Annotated in this window: 18 protein-coding genes; 5 read left to right on the plus strand and 13 right to left on the minus strand. The window is 73.0% G+C overall.

Going from position 1 to position 18,417, the window contains the following annotated elements:
* Positions 1-114: 114 nt before the first annotated feature.
* From J2S44_RS29280 to J2S44_RS29305, 6 genes are all read right to left on the minus strand, one after another.
* Positions 115-648 carry a hypothetical protein gene (locus J2S44_RS29280; RefSeq protein ID WP_310420465.1) on the minus strand — a complete coding sequence of 178 codons (534 nt, stop codon included), beginning with the start codon at positions 646-648 and terminating at the stop codon, positions 115-117.
* A 72-nt stretch (positions 649-720) separates the two neighbouring features.
* Complete coding sequence (gene alc / locus J2S44_RS29285; protein WP_310420468.1) at positions 721-1,734, minus strand: allantoicase; 1,014 nt, start codon at positions 1,732-1,734, stop codon at positions 721-723.
* On the minus strand, positions 1,731-3,047 hold the full coding sequence (allB, locus tag J2S44_RS29290; RefSeq protein ID WP_310420470.1) for an allantoinase AllB: 1,317 nt from the start codon (positions 3,045-3,047) through the stop codon (positions 1,731-1,733). Before allB ends, alc begins: the two co-directional genes overlap by 4 nt.
* A gap of 85 nt (positions 3,048-3,132) precedes the next feature.
* On the minus strand, positions 3,133-4,308 hold the full coding sequence (locus J2S44_RS29295) for a DUF6986 family protein (RefSeq protein ID WP_310420472.1): 1,176 nt from the start codon (positions 4,306-4,308) through the stop codon (positions 3,133-3,135).
* 6 nt (positions 4,309-4,314) lie between these two features.
* Positions 4,315-5,853: a malate synthase A gene (gene aceB, locus J2S44_RS29300; protein WP_310420474.1), complete on the minus strand. Its 1,539-nt coding sequence runs from the start codon at positions 5,851-5,853 to the stop codon at positions 4,315-4,317.
* Between the two features lie 14 nt (positions 5,854-5,867).
* The gene (locus tag J2S44_RS29305; protein WP_310420476.1) at positions 5,868-6,146 is read right to left on the minus strand and encodes a DUF1707 SHOCT-like domain-containing protein; all 279 of its coding nucleotides are present in this window, start codon (positions 6,144-6,146) and stop codon (positions 5,868-5,870) included.
* 89 nt (positions 6,147-6,235) lie between these two features.
* Between J2S44_RS29305 and J2S44_RS29310 the strand changes: the two genes are divergently transcribed.
* Positions 6,236-7,144 (plus strand): hypothetical protein, encoded by a 909-nt coding sequence (locus J2S44_RS29310; RefSeq protein ID WP_310420478.1) that lies wholly within the window; start codon positions 6,236-6,238, stop codon positions 7,142-7,144.
* An 84-nt stretch (positions 7,145-7,228) separates the two neighbouring features.
* On the plus strand, positions 7,229-8,398 hold the full coding sequence (locus J2S44_RS29315) for a S1C family serine protease (RefSeq protein WP_310420480.1): 1,170 nt from the start codon (positions 7,229-7,231) through the stop codon (positions 8,396-8,398).
* Positions 8,399-8,523: 125 nt separating this feature from the next.
* Here the strand turns inward: J2S44_RS29315 and J2S44_RS29320 are convergent, their stop codons facing one another.
* From J2S44_RS29320 to J2S44_RS29330, 3 genes are all read right to left on the minus strand, one after another.
* A complete protein-coding gene (locus J2S44_RS29320) occupies positions 8,524-8,952 on the minus strand; it encodes a CAP domain-containing protein (RefSeq protein ID WP_310420482.1) in 429 nt (142 codons plus the stop codon).
* Between the two features lie 186 nt (positions 8,953-9,138).
* Positions 9,139-11,052: a hypothetical protein gene (locus J2S44_RS29325; RefSeq protein ID WP_310420484.1), complete on the minus strand. Its 1,914-nt coding sequence runs from the start codon at positions 11,050-11,052 to the stop codon at positions 9,139-9,141.
* 28 nt (positions 11,053-11,080) lie between these two features.
* Positions 11,081-12,079, minus strand: coding sequence for a coiled-coil domain-containing protein (locus J2S44_RS29330; protein ID WP_310420486.1), 999 nt, complete (start codon positions 12,077-12,079; stop codon positions 11,081-11,083).
* Positions 12,080-12,322: 243 nt separating this feature from the next.
* Here J2S44_RS29330 and J2S44_RS29335 point away from each other — a divergent pair, with 243 nt between their 5' ends.
* Positions 12,323-13,153, plus strand: a complete 831-nt coding sequence (locus tag J2S44_RS29335) for a maleylpyruvate isomerase N-terminal domain-containing protein (RefSeq protein ID WP_310420489.1) — start codon at positions 12,323-12,325, stop codon at positions 13,151-13,153.
* Positions 13,154-13,321: 168 nt separating this feature from the next.
* Here the strand turns inward: J2S44_RS29335 and J2S44_RS29340 are convergent, their stop codons facing one another.
* From J2S44_RS29340 to J2S44_RS29355, 4 genes are all read right to left on the minus strand, one after another.
* A complete protein-coding gene (locus J2S44_RS29340) occupies positions 13,322-13,564 on the minus strand; it encodes a PspC domain-containing protein (RefSeq protein ID WP_310420491.1) in 243 nt (80 codons plus the stop codon).
* A gap of 164 nt (positions 13,565-13,728) precedes the next feature.
* Positions 13,729-14,343, minus strand: coding sequence for an FMN reductase (locus tag J2S44_RS29345; protein WP_310420493.1), 615 nt, complete (start codon positions 14,341-14,343; stop codon positions 13,729-13,731).
* Positions 14,340-15,449 carry an LLM class flavin-dependent oxidoreductase gene (locus J2S44_RS29350; protein ID WP_310429984.1) on the minus strand — a complete coding sequence of 370 codons (1,110 nt, stop codon included), beginning with the start codon at positions 15,447-15,449 and terminating at the stop codon, positions 14,340-14,342. The genes J2S44_RS29345 and J2S44_RS29350 overlap by 4 nt, the downstream gene beginning before the upstream one ends.
* Before the next feature lie 180 nt (positions 15,450-15,629).
* Entirely contained in the window at positions 15,630-15,866 is a 237-nt protein-coding gene (locus J2S44_RS29355; protein WP_310420495.1) for a hypothetical protein, read from the minus strand.
* A 182-nt stretch (positions 15,867-16,048) separates the two neighbouring features.
* On the opposite strand from J2S44_RS29355, the gene J2S44_RS29360 reads away from it, so the two are divergent.
* Positions 16,049-17,269: a phosphotransferase family protein gene (locus tag J2S44_RS29360; RefSeq protein WP_310420497.1), complete on the plus strand. Its 1,221-nt coding sequence runs from the start codon at positions 16,049-16,051 to the stop codon at positions 17,267-17,269.
* Positions 17,270-17,273: 4 nt separating this feature from the next.
* A complete protein-coding gene (locus J2S44_RS29365; RefSeq protein WP_310420499.1) occupies positions 17,274-18,359 on the plus strand; it encodes a methyltransferase domain-containing protein in 1,086 nt (361 codons plus the stop codon).
* The last annotated feature ends 58 nt before the right edge of the window (positions 18,360-18,417 follow it).

The raw sequence follows: 18,417 nt of genomic DNA on the forward strand, positions 1-18,417 counted from the left end.
GGCCGCCCGCGGCCGAGCGGTGCCCGCGGGAGCACACTCGGCGCGACCACGCCGGAAGCGGGCAGAGAGGTTGTAGGGTCTCGAAGGGTCTTGGAGACCCCACAACCGGTGAAACTAGGCCGTCTCGGTCGGCTCCGGGAAGCCGTAGCGGGCGGCGTGCTCCGGGTTGGCCGGGTCGATGAGGCGGATGCCCTCGGCCGCGAGACGCTCGTTGATCTTGTCGAGGTTCTCGCGGACCAGCTCCGCCTCCTCGTCCGTGGTCCTGCCCCGGTGCGGCTTGCCGGCGTGCTCCATGGTCGCGTAGTCGAGCTTGTCCGCCGGGGCCTTGCGGGCCTGCTTCGGCGGCTTGACCCGCTCCGCGGTCTTCAGCACGTCCGCCATCGGCGTGCCGGTGGCGAGCGCGTCGAACTCGCTGGCGTTGAGCGTGACCCGCCGGGCCTCGCCGTCGCCGTGCGCGTCGAAGATGTCCACCACCACCACGTCCAGCGCGGCGTCGTCGATGCTCTCCACCTCGGCGGGGAGCGCCTCCAGCTGTACCGGCCCGGTCATCAGGTCGGGGTGCTCGAGCACGACGATGCGCACCACGTCAGCGTCGTCGCCGATGACGGCGCCGCTGAAGTCGGACACGTGGACGGTCTTCTTACCCATAGGGTGAGCTGCTCCTTCAATCGGCCGTGTGGCACACGGACCCTGAGAACCTACCCGACAGGCGTACGAAACTCAGAAGTGCCGCTCCGCCAGCCGGCGCCGCTGCTTCTCGGCGATGCTGCCCCACAGCCGCAACCGGGCCACGCCCCCGTCCGGGTACACGTCGAGTCGCACATGCGTCACCTTGGGCGCGTCGCTGATCGCGAACCGGTGCCGGGTGTCCGGCTGCGCCCGGGTCCTCGGCAGCAGCTCGACCCAGTCGCCGGGCGAGTCCAGTGAGCACGCGTCGGGAATCCCGCGCAGGCGGAACTCGCCGGGCGCGTTGCCCTTGAAGTGCGACGTGTCGATCTCGGCGAGCTGGATCCGGCCGGGCACGCCGAGCCGGACCAGCGCCCAGTCGTTGCCGTCGTCGCGGCGCCGGGACGTCTCCCACCCCTCGCCCATCGACCGGGCCAGACCGGGCAGCAGCATCCTCGGCGCGGAGCCGTAGAACATGTTGCTGCACGCGGTGACCGTGCCGCCGTTCTCGGCCGCGGCCAGGTCGAAGACCTCGGGCAGCAGCGCCGGGTCGGGCACCGCCTCGCCGTGCACGCGCAGCCGGGCGACGCCGCCGTCCGGGTAGATCCGGAGCCGCACGTGGGTGTGGACGCGCTCGCCGCCGTCGACCGGGAACTCGTTCCGGGTGTCGCCGGTGAGCGCGGACCGGGCCAGGACCGGCGTCCACTCCGCGGCCAGCAGTTCCTCCGGCGACGGGTGCCCGGGCAGGCGGGTCGCCTCGACGGACGCGGCCGGCGGGTAGTTGCCGGTGAAGAACGCGGTGTCGATCACCACGCCGTGGATCACGCCGGGCGCGCCGAGCCGGACGATCGCCAGGTCGTGGTCGTCACCGGTGCCGCGGGGCCGGCGGCGCCGGGTCTCCCAGCCGTCGTAGAGCTGGCCGCGGGCCCCGAAGCTCTGCGGCGTGAACGTGGGCGGGTGGTCGTTGATCAGGTCGGCCGCGAACGCGAAGAACTCGTCGCTGGCGTGCACCACGCCGCCACCGAACGCGCGCGCGGCCAGGTCGGGCAGCTGCTGCCAGCCGGTCATGCCGTGCCCCTCTCGAGCAGTCGCCCGGTCGGCTCGCCGACCGTGGGAACGCCGCGCAGCCAGCTGCCCAGCACCACCCCGGTCACGATCCTGTCGTGGTACGGCGAGACCGGGTTGCGGTGCTGCAGGCGGTGGACGTCGACGCGCTGGGTGGTGTCCGGGTCGAGGGCGACCAGGTCCGCGTCCGCGCCGGGCGCCAGGCGGCCCTTCGTGTCCAGGCCGGCGAGCGCGGCCGGGTTGGTCGCCATCCAGCGCACCACGTCGCTCAGCGAGTGGCCGCGCTCGCGCGCCTGGGACCAGACGAGCGGCAGGCCGAGCTGCAGTGACGCGATGCCGCCCCAGGCCGCCGCGAAGTCGCCGGTGTCCGCGCGCTTGAGCTCCGGCGTGCACGGTGAGTGGTCGGAGACGATCAGGTCGATGACGCCGTCCGCGAGCGCGGCCCAGAGCGCGTCCCGGTTGCCGGCGTCCCGGATCGGCGGGCAGCACTTGAACTGGGTGGCGCCGTCCGGCACCTCCTCCGCGGTCAGCGTCAGGTAGTGCGGGCAGGTCTCGGCCGTGACCCGTAGCCCGTCGGCCTTCGCGGCCGCGATCAGCGGCACCGCCTCGGACGAGGAGAGGTGCAGGACGTGGGCGCGGGCGCCGGTCCGCCGGGCGGCCGCGACGACGCGGGCGACCGCGGTGTTCTCCGCGCTGCGCGGCCGGGACGCGACGAAGTCGGCGTAGCTCGGGGAGGACCCGTGCGCCGCCACCAGGTCCGGGTCCTCCGCGTGCACCAGGAACAGCGCGTCGACCGCGGCGAACGCCTCCGACAGCTCGGCGGGTGTCAACGGTGGGAATTCCGGCACACCGGAGTCGATCAGGAACGCCTTGAAGCCGAACACGCCGGCGTCGTGCAGCGGGGCCAGGTCGGCCAGGTTGCCCGGCACGGCGCCACCCCAGAAGCCGACGTCGACCCGGATCTGCCCGGCCGCGGCCTTCCGCTTGATCTCCAACGCGTCCGTGGTGGTGGTCGGCGGCAGCGAGTTCAGCGGCATGTCGATGATCGTGGTGACGCCACCGGCCGCGGCGGCCCGGGTGGCGCTGGCGAACCCCTCCCACTCGGTGCGGCCGGGCTCGTTGACGTGCACGTGCGTGTCCACCAGGCCGGGCAGCAGCGCGAGCCGGCCCAGGTCCTCCTCGCGGTCCGCGCGCAGCTGCGCGTCATATGCGGCGATCTCCGCGATCCTGCCGTCCCGCACCGCGATCGCGGCGGGCCGTTCGCCGTCCGGGGTGATCGCCCGCCGGGACCGGACGACCAGGTCGAAATCCGTCACATCCGCCTCCTTGGTACTGAGGTGGTCTCGGACCCGGAGATCGGCGCTGATCACAGGGTTCGCCGGCCCGTCGGGCGGGCCGGGGTCACAGGCCGGCGAGCCGGTCCGCGGTGAGGTCGCCGAGCTCGCCGTCGTCCAGCGCGCCGCAGCGCAGGCCGCGCAGCAGGAAGCCCGCGAGCGCGCGGGCGGTGGCCGGCTCGTCGAGGATGCCGGTGTCCCGGCGGTCCAGGTAGGCGGCGAGCCGGTCGCGGGCCGCGGCGGCACCGTCCCGGAAGAACGCGTAGGTGGCCGCGTACCGGGTGGGCAGTTGCGCCGGGTGCAGATCCCAGCCCTGGTAGAAGCCGCGTTCCAGGGAGCGCCGGACCAGCCGCGCGTGCAGCGCCCAGGCCGCCGCGACCTGGTCGTCCGTGCCGACCGGCAGGACATTGGTCGAGCCGTCGGAGAGCCGCACGCCGGTGCCGGCGGCCGCCACCTGCATGACCGCCTTCGCGTGGTCCGCGGCCGGGTGGTCCATGCTCTGGTAGGCCGCGCCGATGCCGCAGGCCGCGCTGTAGTCGTAGGTGCCGTAGTGCAGCCCGGTGCACCGGCCGTCCGCCGCGGTGATCATGCGGGCGACCGTGGCGGTGCCGTCCGCGCCCAGGACGGCGGCCGGCGTCTCGATCTGGATCTCGAACCGCAGCGCGATCCCGTAGGCCGCGTCCAGCCGGCCGCACACGGCCGCGAACGCGTCGACCTGCGCCGGGTCGCTCACCTTGGGCAGCGTGACGACGAGGTTCGCCGGGAGCTCCGCCGCGCCGCCGAACCAGGCGTCCAGAAACACGTCGAGGGTACGGAGTGAGCGCCGCCGGGTGTGTGACTCCATCGACTTGACCCGCAGCCCGACGAACGGGGGCGTCACCTCGGCACCCGCCAGAGCCTTCGCGGCGGACGTCGCGGCCGCGTCCTCCTCGTCGTCGGCGCGGATGCCGTACCCGTCCTCGAAGTCGATCCTCAGGTCCTCGATCGGCTCGTCGGCGAGCTTGGCGGTGACCCGCGCGTGCAGGCTCTCCGGGTAGGGCAGCGCGGGCGCGGACGACAGGCTGCGCAGCGCGGCACCACCCCACTCCGGCACCAGGCCCTGGTGGAACCGGTCGGCCGGCACGTAGACCGTGTGCACCGGCTGCCGGCTGTCCGGGTCGCCCGGATAACGGCTGCTCAGGCGCATGTCCACGGCCGCGAGCCGGGCGTCCAGCTCCGCGTGGATCTCGGGATCCAGTCGCATGGCGGGCTAATCGATCAGCTCGTACGCGGGCACGGTCAGGAAGTCCGCGAAGTCGTCCGCGAGCGCGACCCGCTCGAAGAGCACGCGCGCGTCGTCGAAGCGGCTGCCCGGATAGCCGTCGCCGAGCTGCTCCCGGACCTCCGCCAGCACCTCGTCCTCCAGCCGGCGCACCAGCTCGGACGTGATCGGGGTGCCCTCCTCGGTCCGTACCCCCCGGTGGATCCACTGCCAGATCTGGGACCGGGAGATCTCCGCGGTGGCCGCGTCCTCCATCAGGTGGTGGATGCCGACCGCGCCGTTGCCGCGCAGCCACGCCTCCAGGTACCGCAGCGCCACCTCGACGTTGCCGCGCACGCCCGCGTCCGTCACGCTGCCCGGCGTGGCCGCGACGTCCAGCAGGTCGTCCGCGGTGACCGCGACGTCCGGCCGCTGCCTGGACAGCTGGTTCGGGCTCTCGCCGAGTGCGGCGTCGAAGATCTCCTTGCACACCGGCACCAGGTCCGGGTGCGCCACCCAGGAGCCGTCGAAGCCGTCCCGGGCCTCGCGCTCCTTGTCCTCCCGCACCTTGCCGATCGCGACCGCGTTGACCTCCGGGTCGCGGCGGCTGGGGATGAACGCGGCCATCCCGCCCATCGCGAACGCACCCCGTCGGTGGCACGTGGCGACCAGCAACTCCGTGTAGGCCCGCATGAACGGCGCGGTCATGGTCACGGCCGCCCGGTCCGGCAGCGTCACCCGAAAGTACTTGATCACGCTGAACAGGTAGTCCCAGCGGCCCGCGTTCAGCCCGGACGCGTGGTCGCGCAGCTCGTGCAGGATCTCGTCCATCTCGAACGCGGCCGGGATCGTCTCGATCAGCACGGTCGCCCGGATCGTGCCGCGCGGGATGCCGAGGTGGTCCTGCGCGTAGTTGAAGACGTCGTTCCAGAGCCGCGCCTCCAGGTGCGACTCCATCTTCGGCAGGTAGAAGTACGGCCCGGACCCGCGCTCGATCAGCTCCTGCGCGTTGTGGAAGAAGTACAGCCCGAAGTCGACCAGCGCGCCCACGCCCGGCGTGCCGTCCCCCCAGGTCAGGTGGCGCTCATCCAGGTGCCAACCGCGCGGCCGGACCACGATCGTCGGGTACGGCCCCGGGCCGAGCTCGTAGTGCTTGCCCTCCGGGGAGTCGAACGTGATCGTCCGGCGCACCGCCTCGTACAGGTTGACCTGGCCACCGATCACGTTCGCCCAGTGCGGCGTGTTCGCGTCCTCCAGGTCGGCCAGCCACACCTTGGCGCCCGAGTTCATCGCGTTGATCGTCATCTTGCGCTCGGTCGGGCCGGTGATCTCCACCCGGCGGTCGGTGAGGTCGGCCGGCGCGGCCGGGACCGTCCACGCGCCCTCCCGCACGTCCACGGTCTCCGGCAGGAAGTCCAGCCGCCCGGTGCGGGCCGCCTCGGCCCGGCGCAGCGCCCGCAGCGCCAGCAGCTCGTCCCGCCGGGCCGCGAAGTGCCGGTGCAGGTCCGCGACGAACTCCCGGGCCTCGGGTGTGAGGATCTCGGTCATTACCCCTCCAGGCGTCAACGGTATACCGAAATGATCACTGCGAGGAGTGCCACGACCACAGTGGCCAGCGCGAATGCGATCAGCAGATGCCGGGCGTCCGCGCTCGGCTCCGCCTCCGCCGGCAGATCGCTCGTGAGGTGGCCCAGGTCGCCGTGGGTGCGGGCGGCGAGCACGGCGTCGACCCGGGTGGTGAATTCGTCCAGGGACAGGCGCCCGGCCGCGGTGTGCCGCTCGAGATCGGCGACAACGCGCTGCCGGTCCGCGTCCGATGCGCGTAGCCGGGGGTCGGTCACGCGCACAGACTACGCAACTTTTCGGCACTCGGAACCCGTCTTCTTCGATGTACCCTCAGCCAACTCATCTCCGGCCTTGGAGGCTTTCAGTGTCGAACTCCCCAGGCGGGCTGCTCATCATCGAGCGGCTGCTGCGCGACCGGGACGGCGTGTGGCGGCAGATCATCGAGGAGCGGCAGCTCGGCTCGATCAGCCTCCAGATGCTGGCCAGTTCCTCGCTCAGCTTCGCGCTCTACGGCGTCGTGCTCGGCGCCTCGCACAGCTGGATCCAGGCCGCCTCGTCGTTCGTCAAGCTGCCGCTGCTGTTCCTCGCCACGCTCGCCATCTGCCTGCCCACGCTGTACCTGTTCAACCTGGTCTTCGGCGCGCGACTGTCGGTCATGCAGGCGGTCACGCTGATCATGGTGCCGATCACGGTCACCGCGGTGCTGACGCTGGCGTTCGCGCCGATCAGCCTGTTCTTCCTGATCACGTCGAACAGCTACTCGTTCTTCAAACTGCTCAACGTGGCGATCCTGGTGCTGACCGCGATCGTCGGGCTGCGCTTCCTCACCGCGGGGATGACCGCGTTCAACGAGCACCAGCTCACGCTCGCGTCGGCCGCCTCGACGCCGGAGAAGCCGGAGCAGGCCCCGGTCGAGGCAGCGGCACCGGCACCGGCACCGGCGCCGACTCCGGCGCTGGTGGGCGCGAACGGGGCGGCCGCGGTTCCTGGGCCGGCGGTGCCCGCGTACGACGGCATGCTCCCGGGAGGCTGGGAGCCGTACGCGCCGCCGCGCCGCCCGTCCGCCGCGGACCTCCCGGCCGGGCAGCGGCCGGCCAGCATGACGCTGCTCTACATCTGGATCGCCCTGTTCGGCTTCGTCGGCACCCAGCTGGCCTGGACGCTGCGCCCGTTCTTCGGCAGCCCGGAGGAGCCCTTCGCGGTCTTCCGCGACGTCAACGGCACGTTCTACGCCGACGCCCTCACCACGATCGGCCGGCTGATCACCGGCTGAGAATCTTTCACCGATGACGGTGAGCCGTTTCGCGTTTCTCTCCGTATCTACCCCCGACGGGGTGGACGAACCGTGGAGGCGCAGATGGCATCGCTGGGGCGAGACGACACGGACTCGCAGAGCTGGCGACGTCCGGCCTCCTACGGCAGCTACGACTACGAGCCCGCCGGTCCGCCCGGCCGCCGGCGAGCCCCCGAACACGACGAGTACGAGCCGCCGGCACCGGCCGGCGGCTCGTTCACCGCGTACGGTTCCAGCGGTTCCTACCGGACCGTCTCCGGCGCCTACCCGGTCACGAACGACGGCTCGGACCCGTACGCCGGTTTCTCCGGTGCCTCCGGCCCCGCCGTCGCCACCTCCACGTACCGCGCGCCCGCCGCCCCGCCCGCCTGGGAGGCACCCGCGGACCCATGGGCGACCGTCGGCGCGACCCCCGCCTACGACCCGGCCCCGCCGCGCGCCGCCCGTCGCCGCGACCACGACGCCGGCACCCCGCGCCGCGGCCCCCGGTTCATGCTGGCCGGCGCGCTCATCGTGGCCGTCGCCGCGGGCGCCGGCACGGCCGGGGCGTGGTACGGCGCGAACCGCGTCGGCGCCACCAACCAGGCCGGGAACTCCACCAGCACCCAACTGGTCGGTGCGGACGGCGAACTCACCAGCACCGCCGAGCAGGTCCTGACCGGCGTGGTCTCGATCGAGGTCCGCACGGACGACGGCGCCTCCTCCGGCTCCGGCTTCGTCATCGACGACGCCCAGCACATCATCACGAACAACCACGTGGTCGAGGGCGCCAGCCGGGTCACGGTCAGCGGCCAGGACGGCGAGAGCCTCGACGCGGACGTGATCGGCACCGACCCGGGCATGGACATCGCGGTGCTGCGCATCTCCCCGTCCGACACGCTCGAACCGCTGCCGATGGGCAAGTCCAGCACGCTGCGCGTCGGCGAGACCGTCCTCGCGGTCGGCGCCCCGCTCGGCCTGTCCGGCAGCGTCACCTCCGGCATCGTCAGCGCCGTCGACCGCCGCGTCCGCCTCGGCGGCGAGGGCGCCACCCGCCAGTCCGCGGTGCAGACCGACGCCTCCATCAACCCCGGCAACTCCGGCGGCCCCCTGGTCAACTCCGCCGGCGAGGTCATCGGCGTCAACACCGCCATCGCCACCCTGGAGGGCGGCGGCTCCATCGGCATCGGCTTCGCCATCCCGATCGAGCGGGCCGCCGAGGTCGCCCAGGCCCTCATCGCGGCCGAAGGCTGACGAGCGGGCGACGACGGGCGACCGGCCCGCCGTGACTCTGCCGAGCCGGCCGGTCGTTGTGCGGTCCCGACGCGAAGGGGCCCGGAGCGCGGTGTGCGCCCCGGGCCCTTCCCATGTCTGCGGAATTACTTGCCGAACTCCTGGGTCCAGTACACGACACCCTTGGCGTTACGGGCCGCACCGACACCGATCAGCGTCGACTTGCAGTTCAGGATGTTCTTCCGGTGACCCGGGCTGTTCATCCAACCCTTCACCACACCCTGCGCGTCCCGGTAACCCCAGGCGATGTTCTCGCCCATCGCGGTCCGGGTGAAACCGGCCCGCTTCGCCCGCTGCACGAAGTTCGAACCGTCCTTACCCGTGTGGCTGAAATAGTTCTTGTCCGCCATGTCCCTGGAGAACGCCTGCGCCGCCTTCGCCAGGTGGGCGTTGACGGTCAGCTTCGTGCAACCGGCCTTCACCCGCGCCTCGTTCGTCAACGCCACGACCTGCGCCTCCAACGTCGTCGTCGCCACAGCAGCGGACGCGGTGGCCGCGGGAGCGACGAGCGTCATACCCAGAGCGGCGGCGGGAGCGAGAACGGCGAGGACGACCCGGCTGGCGAAGCGGCGCAAGAAACTCTCATCTCTGTCGGCATGTGTATTTCGCTTGCACCCGTCCATTCGGCGACCCCGGCACACGACTGACGAATCGACCGGGTGCCCTCCCGTAAGCCCTCGGTAGCCGCCCGGTTGCGCGGGCTACGTGCGGCGCAGGGAGCGGGTGAGCGCGGCCGCGATCGTGGTGGCCAGGATCCAGCCGGCGGCGATCAGCAGGTAGGAGAGCCACTGGTACGCCCCGGCCGGCAGGAACGCGGTCTGCTGCCCGAAGTCGACGAGCGGGAGCAGCAGGTCGAGCGTGTAGACGACCGCGTGGAACGCCGGTGCCTCGTCCGGTTTCGCGGCGCGCGGCGGGTGCGCCGAGTACGCGGCCGTGCCTGCGCCGAGCAGCACCAGCAGCCAGAGCGCGGCCAGCAGCGGGCGATAGCCGTAGCCGACCGTGACGTCCTGCAGCACGCCCCAGACCCGCGCCGGCCAGCCCGCGGCCCGGGTGCGGGCCCGCTGCCGGGTGAGCAGCACCGCGCGTGCCGCGTCGTCGTCGCCGTGGGCCCGGAGCACGGCCGCGAGCTGTTCGTACGGCTGCTGCTGGGCCTCGGCCGGGTCGCGGGCCAGCCACGCCCGCCGGTCGGTGTCGGTGGCCGGCGGCTCCAGCGTCTCGTAGGTGAGCCCGGTCAGGTGCAGTGCCTCCGGCCAGTTCGCCGGGTCGTCGCGGAGCAGGCCGACGCGGGCGTGGCGCAGGTCGACCGGGCCGGTCACCGCGGTCGTGCGCAGCCGCAGCTCGGGCACCTGGAGCCGCCACAGACGCAGCGCGAACGGCGCGTTCGGCCGGGTGTCCGCCGGGTCCGGCGACGCGGTCAGCGTGGCCGTGTCGAGGCAGAGCACGCTGCCGATCCGGCTGCCCGAGACCTGCACCTGACCGACGGCGGAGAGCCCGTCGCACAGGTTGACCGTGTTGCTGGCCACGACGCCGTTGAGGCTGAGCGCGACGCCTCCCGGGTCGGCCAGCGTGGCGCCGTTGAAGCTCACCGGCCCGTTCAGCACCGAGTCGTCCAGGCCGACCCGGCCGTCGGCCCGGATCCGGCGGGCGTCGAGCGTGCCGTGCAGCGTCATCCACTCGGCGCGCAGCGCGGCACCGCCCGGGTTCGACAGCCGCGCGCCGCGCAGCGTGAACGTGCGGCTGATCTCCGCGTGCGCGGTCCGGACCTCCCCGGTCGCGGCGAACGCGCCGCCGAGGAAGAGTCCGCCCGCCAGCGTGGCCGCGTCGAGCCGGAGCGCGACCCGGCCCGGGTTGGTGAGCGTGGCGTCGGTGAGGCTGACCGCGCCGGTGATCCGGTTGTGCCACATGCGCAGCTCGCCGTCGAACGTGGCACCGCGGGCGAAGAAGCCGCCCTCGACCACCAGGCTGTCCGCGCCGATCACGCCCCGGGCGGCCGCGAGCAGCGCGTGCGGCTCGTCGACGGTCTCGGGCGCGGACGGCGCGGTGCACCGGGCCCGGTCCAGGTTGACGTCGCCGGAGACCCGTCCCTGCGACACGACGACGAGTCCCTCGAGGTCCGCGCGCCCGGCCGCCAGGTCACCGCCGATCATGATCCGCTCTGCCTGCAGCGCGATTCCCGTGGACCGCACCCGGGCCCGGTCCAGCACCAGGCCGCCGCTGATCCGGGCGCCGGGCATGCGCAGCTCGCCGTCGACCCGCGCGCCGTTCAGCTTGAGGTGCCCCTCCACCACCACGTTCGACGCGCGCAGGCCCGGCAGCGTGGACCGGGCGAAGCTGGTGAACCCGAGCCGCGCCCAGTTGAGCACGGGGGCGCGCGCGAACTCGCAGTCCTCCAGGATGATCGGGGCGTCCACCTGGGCGAACCGCAGCGAGAACTCGCCGGTGATCCGCGCCCCGGACAGACGGAGCGAGGCCCTGGCCCCGGACGCCGGCGCCTGTGCGCCGAGCAGCAACCGGGTCAGGACCTCGCCGCTGACCTCACGGTCCCCGTCCGGGTCGGCCGTGACCGGCGTACCCGTGGGGAAGGACTCCCAGAGACGGTTCTCGAGCGTGTTCACCCACTCATGATCGTCGCTGGGGGCAAATCTAGACGATCGACATGTGTACGTGGTCCTCGTGCGTACTGTCGCCGGAGTAACCGCTCCAGCCGGTGGCCGGGAACCAGACCATCCGGTTCCAGATCACGTAGAGGATGCCGAGCCGGTCGGCGTTGCGGACCAGGAACGCCATCAGGTCGTTGCCGTACTTCAGCTCGTCGTCGGTGTCCCAGACCGAGAAGCCGCTGTTCTGCAGCGACCAGTCGCAGGCGCGCCCCTTCGGGTGCTCCCAGATGTCACCGGTGCGGAAACAGCCGACGAACCGGTTGAAGCCGGCCTTCTTCACCTCGTTGTACGCGTGCAGCGTGCGCGGCGTCAGGCAGCCGCTGGTGGTCGGGTCGTCCTGGGTGCACGACTCGGCCGGCCATCCACTGTTCGCGCCGGGGCCGGGGGCCGCCTCCGGCGAGGTGGCGGTGACCAGGCCCTTCGTGGTGACGTTGCCGCCGACCAGGGTGAGTGCCTTCTCCGCCTCCTTCTTCTGCTTGTCGATGGCGGAGAGCGCCTTCTGCTCCTCCGCGACCTCGGCGTCCAGCTCGGCCTTGGCCCGGTCGATCGAGTTGCGGGCCTCGATGAACTCGTGCAGCTTCGCGTCGTTGTGCGCGGCCAGCTCGTTCAGCGAGGTCATCCGGCTGATGAAGCCGGTCGGGTCCGCGCTGCCCAGCATCAGGCTCGGGCCGGTGAGCCGGCCCTGCCGGTACTGCTGGGAGGCCATCTCGCCGACCTGCTTGGTGAGCAGGTCCACGTTGGCCTGGGCCGTGTTGAGCTGCTTGGTGATCTCGGCCTGCTTCTTCTTCGACGCGTCCAGCACGGCCTTGGCCTCGAGGTACCGCTTACCCGTGGACTCCAGAACGTCACCCAGAGTGGCGTTTCCGCCGGCGTCCGGGTTGTTCGGCGCCGCACCGGCGGGGGAGAGCGGCGCGGTCAGCAGCGCCACCGCGGTGGCGACCGCGGCGACCGCTGCGGCACATCGACGACCGAGTGGGGTCATCAGAACGGATTCCTCTCGTCGTGCTGGGAAGCTCTCGTCGGCGGCGATGAAGATCCGCCTTTCCCTGGAGTTACGGAGTCGGGGGCGCGGCGGTTCGATGTCGCCGGGCCCGCGCGGAGAGCGTCACGGCAAAGAAGGGTACGTCACCGTCCGAACGAATGCTTAGGTCAGGGCGCACGCCCACGCACCGTGACCGGGAAATAGGCGGTGCGCTCCGGCCGTGCCGGATAATGTGCGTCGTCTATGCGAATCGAACGATTCAGAGAGTGTCTGGGCGCGGACGCGGCGCGTCTGCGTGTGGCGATCACCGCGGCGCCGACCGCGCCGGTGCCGACCTGTCCCGGCTGGACCGTGACCGATCTGGCAGACCATGTGACCCAGGTCTACCGGCACAAGACCGAGGTGATCCGGACCGGCGCGTTCCCGGCCGAGCTGTCGCGGTCCCCGGGGGCCGGCGTGCTGGACCGCTTCGACGCCGAGTTCGCGGCGCTCGCGGCCGAGCTGACCGCGCGCGACGCCGACGAGACCGTGCCGACCTGGTACCCGCCGGATCAGACCGTCGGCTTCTGGGCGCGGCGGATGGCGCACGAGACCGTGATCCACCGGGTGGACGGCGAGCTGGCGGCCGGGCTGCCGCGCGCCCCGATCCCGGCGGACCTCGCGGTCGACGGCGTGGACGAGGTGCTGGTGCGCTTCCTGGAGCACGGTTCGCGGCACTGGCCGGACGACTTCGGCGACGCGCTGGCGGGCCTCGACGGCCGCACGGTCCGGGTCGCCACGACCGCCGGCGGCTCCTGGCGGGTCCACCTCGCACCCGACGGCGTGACCGTCGCCACCGACCCGGCGGACATCACCGCGACGGGCGCCGGCGGGGCGGGCATCACCGCGACCGGCGGGGCGGGCATCACCGCGACGGACGCCGGCGGGGCGGATGCCGATGCCACGGTGTCCGGTGATCCGGTGGACGTGCTGCTCTGGCTGTGGCGCCGCGGGGGCGCGGACGGTCTGCGCACCACGGGCGATCCCGCGCTGATCGCCGTGCTGCACGACCTGATGTCGAAACCCACGCTGTAGGGCGGCACCGAACGCGGCGCGGGGCCGCCCGCCACCCGGCACCCGTCAGGATCGGCGCGCGGGGTGCGGGTGGGCGGGCGGCCCGGGCCCGGAGCGTGCCGCCCGGAACCGGACCGCACGCGCCGGGCGCCCGGTGCCGGCGGGGCCACCGCCGGCACCGGAGACCGGTCAGACGCCGGGCGTGGCCGGGCGGAGGTCGTCCGCCTCGTTCGGCATCATGATCCACAGGGCCGGGTAGATCAGCAGCTGGCTGCCCGGGATCGTCAGCAGGACCAGCACGAACAGCAGTCGCGCGACGTTGGCGTCCAGTCCGAAGCGCCGGCCGAGCCCGGCGCAGACGCCGGCCAGCAGGCGGCCCTCACGCGGCCGGACCAGGCCCTGACTGCGGAAGTGGGTGTGCACGCTAGCCATCTTCGGATCACTCCTCCGTCTGAGTTCCGGCCGGAGCCGGGCGGCCCGGAGGCGATGGCGGGGAGAGCACCGCCTTCCGGACCTGCTGCCTCCAGAGTCCTCGAAAGGCGCGTACCCGACATCGGGGAACGGCCCCACCCGTTCCCCGATGTCCCGGCTCAGGGTTAACCCAGAAGCTGGTCGAACGACGGCGCCGACTCGAACGGGTCGACCACGGTGACCGGCTCGCGCGCCGTGATCAGCGCGGCCAGCTCGCCGGCGGCGCGGTCGATCCGCTTCGCCAGGCCCTGGTGTGCCTTGCCGCCGCCGGTGCCCCAGTCCTCCGCGGCCGCGTAGACGCCGGTCGGGGCGACGACGGACCGCAGGTAGGTGAAGAGCGGGCGGACCGCGTGCTCCAGCACCAGCGAGTGGCGCGGCGTGCCGCCGGTCGCGCCGACCAGCACCGGCTTGTCCACCAGCGCCTCCTCGTCGACCACGTCGAAGAACGACTTGAACAGGCCGCTGTACGACGCGCGGAACGTCGGCGTGACCGCGATCAGGCCGTCCGCGGCCGCGACCGCGTCCAGCACCTCGCGCAGCGCACCCGGCGCGAACCCGGTCAGCGTGTTGTTGACGACGTCGTGCGCGTGGTCCCGCAGCTCGATCGTGCGCACCTCCACCTCCGCGCCGCGGGTCCGCAGCTCACGGGCGGTCGCGGTGGCGAGGTGGTCGGCGAGCAGCCGGCTCGACGACGGCTGGCTCAGGCCCGCGCTCACCACGAACAGCTTCCGGGCGGTCATGCCTGCACCTCCTCGAGGACGTCCTTCTTCTCGGCAGCGGCGGCCGCGACCAGCGACGCGTGCGTGGGCGCGTCCGGGATGTGCGCCGGACGGCCGATCGCGAACTCCTTGCGCAGCACCGGCAGCACCTCCTCGCCGAGCAGGTCGAGCTGCTCCAGGACGGTCTTCAGCGGCAGGCCGGCGTGGTCGATCAGCAGCATCATCCGCTGGAAGTCGCCGAAGTGCGTGCGGTAGCTGAGCAGGCGCTCGATGATCTGCTGCGGGCTGCCCACGGTCAGCGGCGTCTCCCGGCTGAAGTCCTCCAGCGTCGGGCCGTGGCCGTAGACCGGCGCGTTGTCGAAGTACGGCCGGAACTCGTCGATCGCGTCCTGCGAGTTCTTCCGCATGAAGATCTGGCCGCCGACGCCGACGATCGCCTGGTCCTCCGCGCCGTGGCCGTAGTGCGCGAACCGCTTCCGGTAGAACTCGATCATGCGCTTGGAGTGGTCGAACGGCCAGAAGATGCCGTTGTGCAGGAAGCCGTCCCCGTAGTACGCGGCCTGCTCGGCGATCTCGGGGCTGCGGATCGAGCCGTGCCAGACGAACGGGGGCACGCCGTCCAGCGGCCGGGGCGTGGACGTGAAGCCCTGCAGCGGCGTGCGGAACTTGCCCTCCCAGTCGACGACGTCCTCGCGCCACAGCCGGCGCAGCAGCCCGTAGTTCTCGATCGCCAGCGGGATGCCGGTGCGGATGTCCTGCCCGAACCACGGGTAGACCGGGCCGGTGTTGCCGCGGCCCATCAGCAGGTCCACCCGGCCATCCGCCAGGTGCTGCAGCATCGCGTAGTCCTCGGCGATCTTCACCGGGTCGTTCGTGGTGATCAGCGTGGTCGCGGTGGAGAGGAGGATCCGCTCCGTCCGCGCCGCGATCCAGCCGAGCATGGTGGTCGGTGACGAGGGCACGAACGGATGGTTGTGGTGCTCACCGGTCGCGAAGACGTCGAGCCCGACCTCCTCCGCCTTCAGCGCGATCTGCATCATCGCCTTGATGCGCTCGTTCTCCGTGGGGGTCCGCCCGTTCGTCGGGTCGGTGGTCACGTCGCCCACGGAGAAGATCCCGAACTGCATTGGCATGGTCCCGCCTCCGTCGTACCGCTGATTCGTTCAAATCTTAACTATTACGTCGGCAAGTAACCAGGCCCGGCACCGCACTATTCCACCGCCGGCCGCGCTCACCGAGACGCGGCTCACACCCGGCGCCCGGGGGTACGCCGCTCCGCGTCCGAGTCCGCGCGGAGACGGCTCACCTCACCTCCGTAGCGGCAGTGCGGACACGCGCAGGTAGATCTCGCGCACCGCCCCCGCGTCCGTCGGTGCGCGGCGGCAGAACCCGCGCACCCGTACCCACGGCTCGCCGTCGAGAGTCACCCGTTCCAGGAGCTCCTCCACGACGATCGACAGCTGGCCCACGCCGAACTTGTAGTCCTGTTCCTTCAGCGTGAGCTCGTCGCCCGGCCGCAGCCGGGGCTTCGGGGTGTCGGTCACCGGACCGCCCCCAGCGGTGCGGCCGGCCTCTTCCAGTGATGCATGACGACACTCCCTCATCCGAAGCAGAGGGGCGGCGCCGTCCAGGTGGTGCGGTCATCCTGCCGTAACCGGGTGGGTTCCACCGTCCCGGAACCCCGATCGGCTGATCACTCGTGCGGGTGTTGATAGGTTCCTCGGTCATGTCCCGCGTCGTGACGCTCGTGCTCGTCGACCCCGCCGGTGCCGTGCTCGGGGCGCTCCCGCCCTACGAGGTGCCGATGCCCTGGTGGCAGGAGGTCGCCGACGTGGTGGACGGCGCCCGCCAGCACTACGGCGTGGACGTCACCGTGCTGCGGCTGCTGCGCGCGTCCCGCGACCGCCCGCACGGCGGCGAGGTGACCTACGCGGCCGAGCTGCACGGTCCCGGCACGCCGTCCATGGTGGACGCGGACGAGGCCGACGTCGCGGCGCTGGCCCCGCACGCGCGGCGGGCGCCGTGGGCGCGGACCGGCGGGCCCGGCGCCACCACGGCCTGGGCCGCGGACCGGCTCGCGTCGCGCGGCCGGCTCGTGGTCCGCACGGTCCAGCAGCGCACCTGGAACCTGTCCGCGATCTGGCGGGTGGAGACCGTGTCCGCGGACGGCGGCGGGCCCGGTCCGGTCGACATCGCGCGCGCCCCGGCCTGGATCAAGCAGGTGCCGTCGTTCTTCGCGCACGAGGCCGCGGTGCTGCGCTGGCTCGGCCACGCCCTGCCCGGCGCCGCCCCGGAGTTGCTGGCCGTGGCGGAGCCCGGCCGGCTGCTGCTCGCGCACGTGCCGGGCACCGGGCTGTACGAGGCCGGCGCCGCCGAGCGGGACGAGCTGGCCGCGCGCATGCACCGGATCCAGGTGCGGGCCGCTCCGGACCTGGACCGGCTGCTCGCGGACGGCCTGCCGGACCTGCGCGCGCCCCGGCTCGCCGCGCGGATCCGGGCGGTGCTGGCCGCGTACGCGCCGGACGACCCGGTGCTGACCGCGCTCGCGGACGGCTTGGACGCGCGCCTCGCCGCGGTGGCGGAGTGCGCGCTGCCGGACACGCTGGTCCACGGCGACCTGCACCCCGGCAACGCGATCGGCGCGCACGACGCCCGGGTGATCATCGACTGGGGTGACGCGTTCGCCGGGCACCCGGCGTTCGACATCCTGCGGCTGACCGAGGGCGTGCCGGAGGCGCCCGCGCTGATCGCGTCGTGGGCCGCGCGCTGGCGGGCGGACGTGTCCGGCTGCGATCCCGAGCACGCGGTCGCGCTGCTGGCACCGGTCGCCGCACTGCGCAACGCGGCCGTCTACGCCGGTTTCCTGGACCGGATCGAGCCGTCCGAGGCGCCGTTCCACGCGGCCGACGTACCGTTCTGGCTCGACGCCGCGCGTGCCCTACTGTGAGTGAATGACCGCGATCGATCGGTACCTGGCGGAGCTGGACGCGGCCGGCGTGCTGACCGGCCCCGCGCTGGCCCGGGCGTTCCGGGCCGTGCCCCGGGAGATCTTCGTGGCCGCGGGCTTCCGCGGCCCGGGCGGCGGCTGGACCGTGCCCGGCGACCCCGGCTTCCTGGACGCGGTCTATCGCAACGCCGCGCTGGTGACCAAGGTGCACGGCGGCGTGCCGGTCAGCTCGTCCAGTCAGCCGTCGCTGATGGCGCAGATGCTCACCGCGCTGGACGTCGCGCCCGGCCACCGGGTGCTGGAGATCGGCGCCGGCACCGGCTACAACGCGGCGCTGCTGGCCGCGCTCGGCGCGGACGTGACCAGCGTCGAGGTGCAGGAGGACGTGGCCGCCGCGGCCGAGGCGGCGCTGGCCCGGGCCGGGGTCACCGGAGCGCGGGTCCGCCGGGCGGACGGCTGGGACGGCGCGCCCGGCCGTGCGCCGTTCGACCGGATCATCGGCACCGTCGGCGTCACCGGCCTCTCCGCGGCCTGGTGGGAGCAGCTGGCGCCGGACGGTGTGGTGGTGGCGCCGATCGCGCACGGCGGGCTGCACCCGGTGCTGGTGGTCCGCCGGACGCCGGACCGGCCCGAGGCGCGGGTGCTGTGCCCGGCCGGGTTCATGGTGGCGGCCGGCGCGCTCGCCGCCCGGCACGCCGGCTCGCACCCGTCACCGGTGCTTCCGCCGCTGCCGGCGGAGCTCCCGACCGTACCCCCGGTGAATCTTGATCTTGAGGGTTATCACGATCTGTGGTTCTTCGCCGCGGCCCGGGACCGGCGGGTCACCGCGGCGCCGGCGCTGCTCGCCGACCACCTGGGCGGCCTCGCGCTGTGCGAGCCGGGGTCGCTGGCCGCGATGCTGCCGGACGGCCGGATCCGCCCGCACGGCCCGGCCGGGGAACGGCTGGCGGGCGACCTCGCCGCGCTGGTCGCGGAGTGGCGCGCGGCCGGATCGCCGCCGCTGACGGCGTGGCGGGTCACCCTCGCGCCCGGCGGTGACCCGGCGCGCCCGGTCTGGGTGCCGGCCGCGTTCGCCACGGCGGGCGGTTAGCGGTCGCCCGTCCCACTCGCGGAGGCCGGAGCGTCCTGGCCGGTACTGCCGTGAATTG

Origin of the sequence: Catenuloplanes niger (assembly GCF_031458255.1) — a bacterium.
Lineage (GTDB): Bacteria > Actinomycetota > Actinomycetes > Mycobacteriales > Micromonosporaceae > Catenuloplanes > Catenuloplanes niger.